A 6,830-nucleotide genomic window follows, 5' to 3' on the forward strand; every position below is an offset into this window, starting at 1 on the left:
ACTACCAGGTTTGTACGATTTCACGCCAGGCCAGGCGGCCGACACTACCCGTTGCCTTGTTCACCGCCTTGCATACGCCCATGCCGGATGAGCCTGCCTCACACACCCACTGGTTACCGTTCTGATCAATCAAAGTCAGCGCCTTGCCACTGCTCACACCGCTGGAATTGGTCGGTGAATAGCGGGAAGCCACCTGATCTGAGCCGTTGACCACTCCATCGCCATTGGTGTCATACACCGGATAGCTGGTCATTGCACCATTGAAAATACCGACATCGGTCAACCAGGTGGTACCCCCGTTGGTACAACCAGAGGTATCCGGAATCAGGCTGGTAAAACGCACGGTCTGCCTGTTACGCAACACTGGAGAAGCAATCACCCGCTCATTGGCGGTCAAGGGCATATACCAGCCATTACCGCCACTGGCCACCGAATTAGTACTGGAGGTGAAATAACTGCCACCGGAGGTTCCGGACACCTGTGTACCAATACTTTGCCCCACCAACGTACCGGTAATCGGATTGCCAATATTGCTGCCACTATCATGCAGACCATACAAGGCCTGCGTGGACATGGTACGGTCATTGTCAGAGAGGAAGATACCAGTACCAAATAGTACCCAATATCCCGAAGTGGGATCTCGCGTCACGACTGGAGCCGCCGTAATCGGCTGACGGCTTCCCAAGGTGGAGTTACCACCAGACACTGTCACACCATATGCCGTAAACAGGGGGGCGCAATTACTGGAGCAGGTGGAGTTCAGGTTACCGCCACCACCAGACAATTTCCAGTTACTACTTACTGCAGAGTTGAGATTGAATTTCCACATATTGCCATTGATATCGCCGGCATAAACAAAATCCACCATGCCATCACCATTGATATCCACTGATGCCGGACTACCCATTGCATTCGGAGTAATGGTCTGACCACTCTGATTCGCCACATCAATACGGAAATAGTTTGTCCCCAGCGTCCATGGCTGGCCAGCCTTCTTGTCCAGATAAAGAATATAAAGCGAGGCAATGGCGCCTGAGCCACCATTATTATATCCATTACCGAAAATCACTGCCGGGCGACCATTTTGCAATTTGACTATTTGCGGAGTACCTATCGTCAATCCCAGATTGGCATCATCGCTGCTGGTAAACTCCCACAGCACACTGGACGCGGTCATTGCATCCGGCCGGGTTACATCAAGAGCATAAACGCTATTGCCACCCGCACCGGTTGTTCCCACCAGCACGGTATGTGTTTCCGGGGTAGTTAACAGATTGCCGGTAGAGGGAGAATAAGTAAAACAGACATCACGTACATTAGGTGTTCCATCGTTATAATAGTAATTATGCGAATACGATGGCGAAGTCAGCGTAGGCAAATTTGCATAGATCGCAGCAGGCAAATAGGCAAAGCGCTCGGTACCTGTCATATCGAAGCCATGCAGAAATCCATCATTGGCTGCTACATAAACCATATTGGGCCGCGCCATGATGGCAGCTCGATCAGTAGCCTGGCTACTACTATTAGCTGCATAAGTGCAACCCGATACCAGATAGGTGGTTGGCGCTGCCATATACACCGGCGTGGAGTTGACAATATCACCAAGGCGGTAATTCCGGGCACGGAATTTAGGTGATGAGCCACTGGCCTCATAGGTTTTGTCACCACGCAAATAATTCACCCGGTTAGCACCCTGACTATCCGTACTGTTTAGAGCAGTTTTTTGGGCTGCACCAGCGGCAAGCGCATTAAACCAAGTAGTATTGAATAAGGCACCGGCATTGGTCGTCTGGTCGTAGGTCAGCACATTGCGACTGCCCACACCACTACTCCCATTCAACTGAGATTCCAATGTCGTTTTGGCGCGCCAACCATGCGTGTTATCCTGAACCAGCGATGGTGGCGTAGTCGCATTAGCCTGCACGATTTGATAGGCAATCAAGTCACCATGCCAGTCAGTCGAATCAAATGACGACTGAAATACATAAGCCGAAGAAAAAACCTGCGAACCACTGGAAGTAGTAGCCAAACCAGCCAGCGTAGGGTCAGTCGCCGCAGTAATGGAAGCAAAAGCCGTCTGCAGGGCAGTGGTCATGTTGTTGGGGTTATTGGCCTGGGCAAAATTACTGGGTGTACCATTGGGATAGGCCGCAATACTGGTCGTCCCCGCCGCATCACTGGTCCATTCACTGCGCACATCCGGCTTCTTATTGTTGTTGCTATCAGTAAAACCACCATACTTGGCTGCCAAGTAAAAAGGATTGGTAGTCTGTGACTTGGCATTCCCATTCTCCACCACATCAATCATGAAGGCACTAACCGTTTGATTTCCTATCAAATCAGAACGCAAGTCAGTCACATTGGCCCAATAAGCCAAACCGGCAATATACGGTGGAGAATTGGTTGAGCCCGTATTAGTACTGGCCAGGTTACTGACCCCCTCCTGATTGCCGATCGAATTGGTCCATGCCGTTACCCCACTGCCACTACCAGATACCGGAGGGGTACCCATATTGGAGGCTGGATCATCACTGGGCGCCGTAACCGATGTCTGGTTACCGGTAGCGTAACTTGCCCAGCCTGTTCCTGGCAAATCAACGTCACCATGGGTATTGGTATCACCAATGTAAATGATGAAATTCTTCTGGCAAGCATTGATGATGGGATCATCCCAATCTGTAATGACCGGGAAATTATCTTTCATCGCCGTGGTCAAGCCACTGGTAAATGCAGAGTAATTACCCAGCTTGCGATAATAGCGCAAGGCAGCATAATAAAGTTCAGCTGCCGGATCATAGGTTTTATAACCGTTTGCATCACCAAATTTATTAAGATAATTAATCACCCCGCTATTGGTCACACTACTACCCGTCGCATCATCGGTATCCGGATTGACCACAAAAGTACCATCTACACTGCTCCACTCAGCGCCCAGCGTGTAGGAATTGGAAGATGTACTTGCCGATGTTGTGCTGGAATTAAGACCCGGATACTTCATTCTAGCCCGCAGCACCCCACCCATACGCATATAATTGGAGTCAATCAGATAGCCAAAGGCACTAAAACGCATATCACCACCATGCGCCTGAATCAACCCTTCCGGCTTGTAATTACTACCATAAGCAGAACAATTATCTTCCAGACCATTATTATATTTTGAACTAACTCCCAACCCCGTATATCCGGCGGCAGTGATGCCACTCACGGTGGTACACACCTGCACCATCGCATTGAATGTGCCAAGCGTTGTCCAATTTGAGCCATCATTGGAGCCGGATACCGTCACCTGCCAGTTGAGACTGGTAAACTTCAGTTGGCTATAAGAATATTGCGTCAATGTCGAAGCATTGGTTTTCAGGATACGGCTTCCATCAAACCCATAGACCTGATTCTGCCCTGACACAATTCTCGCACGCCGCAAGACAGTCAGCGTTGCGGTATCACCATTGGAATAATCCGTACTGGTTCCCGCAGTACCAGAGGCACGATTGCCACCAGTAAGGGTCTGCCGGAAAATATCAATAGCCGACATGGTCGCCCAGTTAAGCAGGGCACCACTCCAATAACTGCTTCCACAGGTTCGATTGGTTTTGCTATTCACCAGGCTTTTAGGGACAAAATAACCATTAGTTGAATCATAGCTATAGCACTTGTACTGATCAAAATAACCACGGTGATCCTTGGTCATTTCTGTGGCATCAAAAGTACGGTTTGTATAAGCCTCACCAGCAGTCGGGTATTCTACTGACAAACCCAACAATACATTCGGACCATAGCGTCCACCCACCCCGGCCAAGGGCACACTGGCAACAGTAATAGCAGCCATGGCCTGCAGCCCACCCATCAGGGCGATCAACATGCCACAGGCAAATCTCATCCATATTCTTAGCATCATGTCTGCGCTCCTGCCTTTAACCATAAGGGCGGAAAATACTTTCCAGCGTCACATTGATTTGCTGATTCAAACCGAATCCCCGTCCAGTAATCCGATACAAATAAGACTGATCACCAGTCTGGGCGGTCAGATCGATACCCGCAGCACCATCGGGGAACACCTCGATCACATAGCGAGGTGTCAGCATTGCCGCGTAGGGAACCGTCCAGCTACTACTATCAATCGCTGCGGTCACCGTATCACTGGCATTACTCAGATTACTGTTGAGCAAAACATGCATCGGGCCGCTCGCGTTCGGCAGACATAGCCCGCTGGCAGTCACATTCGCAACCGTGCAATCGACAAATCCATTGGCATTAACGATGCTACCTTTGGCAATCAGGCCTTCGCTATAACGTAGCGTGGCTTCTGCCGCTTCGGTAGCCAATGAAAAGTCCCGCCCATTGCGCGCAAAACGCTCTTCCTGCACCGATGAATATGAAGCGGAGAGCGCTACCAAGGTCAATGCCACCAGAAACACCAGAGCAATAATCAGGGTAACACCGCGCTGTCGCCGCAAAGACCGACCGATCATGATTTCCGGTTCCTAAGACTAAAGGTGGACTCAAATACCCGGCGCGTCCAGCACGGTGCTGAAGCAATACAGCTCGTAGACGTAGATAGCGGAGAGACTATCGAGCCTGAGTCATTGGTACCTGCATAATTGCTGCCAAACATATTGAACGAAGCTGGCTCGGCACGGTTTTGGCTATAAACCGGATCAGTACGCGCCAGCAGGGCAATGCGCATGGCCACCACCTGACTCATGTTGACGCCGCTACTAGGCGGCAGATAACTGTTTGGTACACCATCACCATCTGAATCCACCCCGAGCAATATCTGTAAGCGCTCTATATTGTCGGCTATCGGGCCGGTACTCAGATTGGGACTACTGGGAGAGCTACCATTCCATGTCACATCACACATCAGTGTTGGGCGGGTAACCCCACCGATAGTATTGACGCTAATATAGAAACGGTTTTTCACCAGAGTATTGGCAACAGTGACCGAATTACCCAGACAATCCGGCATCGCATTACCGGAGCTGGCTTGTGGGCCGGTTAGAAAACCAATGGTAAATTCATCCGAGGTCACACCATTCAGTATGGCTAATCCATTTGATGCAGTGAAACCACTGACCGCTACATCATTGACTGCGGCCAAAACATCACTTGCCTGTATGCTGGGACTGGAGAAATTACCACTAGCATCGGTTGGGGTAGGGTTATACACACCACTGGCATTAAATGTCCCACCCAGTGCATCGTAATAACCTGCCTGCTTCACAATCCGTCCAATCTGTGCCATGGCATAGCGTGCATTATCTTGCATCTGTGCATGCCCAGACTGGGCCTTGCTGGTCGATTGATTGGACACATACAAACTGGTAACGGCAAAGGTTACGATCAAACCAATAGTGATGGCGACCATCAACTCCACCATGGTCAGGCCGCTTTGTTTGTAGCGTGCAACTCCGGATATTGGCATCAGTTCGGCCTCACAAAAAACTGCAGCTGCGCAGCCTGCGACACGGCAATCCCTTGAGATGCCTGTCCTCCGGCGTAACCAGCTCTTTCCTGCCAGCCGATGCTCACCGTATATCCATTACTGGCTGCTGCCACGCTAATGGTGCCGCTGCTCATACCACCGCGCACAGGATCGGCGGCAATAGCCGCCATTTCAGACAAATCGAAATCACGCTGCTGCGTGGTGGTACACGAAGCGGTAAAACAGTTGGTTACCGTTCCGGAAGAGGTCTGGCTATAGTCAGCGGTCGGATTATTACGAATGCGCTCTGCCATTTGCTCAGCCAGCAAGGACGCCTGGGCGCGGGCAGCGCTTTGAGCAGAGTAGCGCAGATTGTTCAGCTGCAAACCGGCAATGCCCAGCAAACCAATAGCCAGAATGACAATCGCCACCAACACTTCCAACAAGGTAAAACCACGCGCAGACTGCCGTATGACTTGCCGTTGACTCATGGACAAGACTCCCCACCGCTCAGTGCTGCGGGCATCGGTCGGCCCGCAGAAGAAAAGGTCAGCTTTTTGGAAATGGCCGCGTTGGCACTGTCATCACACACCATGATGCTGTTTGCCGAAGTCCAGCTGCCGTTGTACATCTGCACCCGGCCGGTCGGCAGATAGCGGAAAGAAGTGACTGCTGAAGCATTGGAAACGGACAGGCGCAATGTGCTGTTGATATCCATCTTGCGCAGGACAACCAAGTCCGTCGTACCGGAAGCAATCGCGTTACCGAAATTGACTGAAGTACCCGTAACCAAAGTGTTATTCCGGTTCAGATCGGCAAAAACCACCCAACCGGAATTGAAACTGCTGGCATCACAGCCACTTGAGCTGGAACTGCTTGCGCAAACCACAACAGGTACACCCGTGCGTACCGCATTACTGCGAGCGGCCAGAAAGGTCTGCTGCAGATCATTGGCCGCAGAACTTATCCGGTTACTACGCACAAAGCTGCTCATAGAGGGTGCTGCAATAGCCAATAGAATGGATGCAACCGCCAACACCACAATGACCTCAATAAGCGTAAAACCGTTTGCCGACCTGAAACGAGCCATGAAAACACCTGAGTACAGATTTTTACATCTGCATCATAAGAAAATTCTTTCTTCATAGAAAAATTTTCTGACAGACGCGCTTAAAAATCCGACTGCCGTGCCTGGTGACTTACAGCTCATCCCCCTAACGTGCCAAAGCCGCCCACAGGCGGCTTATGCAATGACATCAACACCAGAGCCATCCCCAATGCAAAAAGCCCAGCTCGATTGAGCTGGGCTTTCAAAGGGGAGTCTGGCGGTGTCCTACTTTCACATGGCGAATGCCACACTATCATCGGCGCTAAGGCGTTTCACGGTCCTGTTCGGGATGGGAAGGCG

5 protein-coding genes and 1 rRNA gene are annotated in these 6,830 nt (G+C 50.8%); all 6 read right to left on the minus strand.

The window, feature by feature from the left end; translation table 11 throughout:
* Window position 1: 1 nt before the first annotated feature.
* On the minus strand, window positions 2–3,859 hold the full coding sequence (locus tag DFR38_RS15450) for a pilus assembly protein (protein ID WP_158527746.1): 3,858 nt from the start codon (window positions 3,857–3,859) through the stop codon (window positions 2–4).
* A gap of 52 nt (window positions 3,860–3,911) precedes the next feature.
* Complete coding sequence (locus DFR38_RS15455) at window positions 3,912–4,469, minus strand: pilus assembly PilX family protein (RefSeq protein WP_059286895.1); 558 nt, start codon at window positions 4,467–4,469, stop codon at window positions 3,912–3,914.
* The gene (locus DFR38_RS15460; RefSeq protein ID WP_082693594.1) at window positions 4,466–5,422 is read right to left on the minus strand and encodes a PilW family protein; all 957 of its coding nucleotides are present in this window, start codon (window positions 5,420–5,422) and stop codon (window positions 4,466–4,468) included. Before DFR38_RS15460 ends, DFR38_RS15455 begins: the two co-directional genes overlap by 4 nt.
* Window positions 5,422–5,913: a type IV pilus modification protein PilV gene (gene pilV, locus DFR38_RS15465; protein WP_059286894.1), complete on the minus strand. Its 492-nt coding sequence runs from the start codon at window positions 5,911–5,913 to the stop codon at window positions 5,422–5,424. The genes DFR38_RS15460 and pilV overlap by 1 nt, the downstream gene beginning before the upstream one ends.
* Window positions 5,910–6,512 carry a GspH/FimT family pseudopilin gene (locus DFR38_RS15470; RefSeq protein WP_082693592.1) on the minus strand — a complete coding sequence of 201 codons (603 nt, stop codon included), beginning with the start codon at window positions 6,510–6,512 and terminating at the stop codon, window positions 5,910–5,912. The genes pilV and DFR38_RS15470 overlap by 4 nt, the downstream gene beginning before the upstream one ends.
* A gap of 230 nt (window positions 6,513–6,742) precedes the next feature.
* A 5S ribosomal RNA gene (rrf, locus tag DFR38_RS21905) occupies window positions 6,743–6,830 on the minus strand; the annotation flags it as partial.

It is taken from the genome of Aquitalea magnusonii (assembly GCF_003202035.1).
Lineage (GTDB): Bacteria > Pseudomonadota > Gammaproteobacteria > Burkholderiales > Chromobacteriaceae > Aquitalea > Aquitalea magnusonii.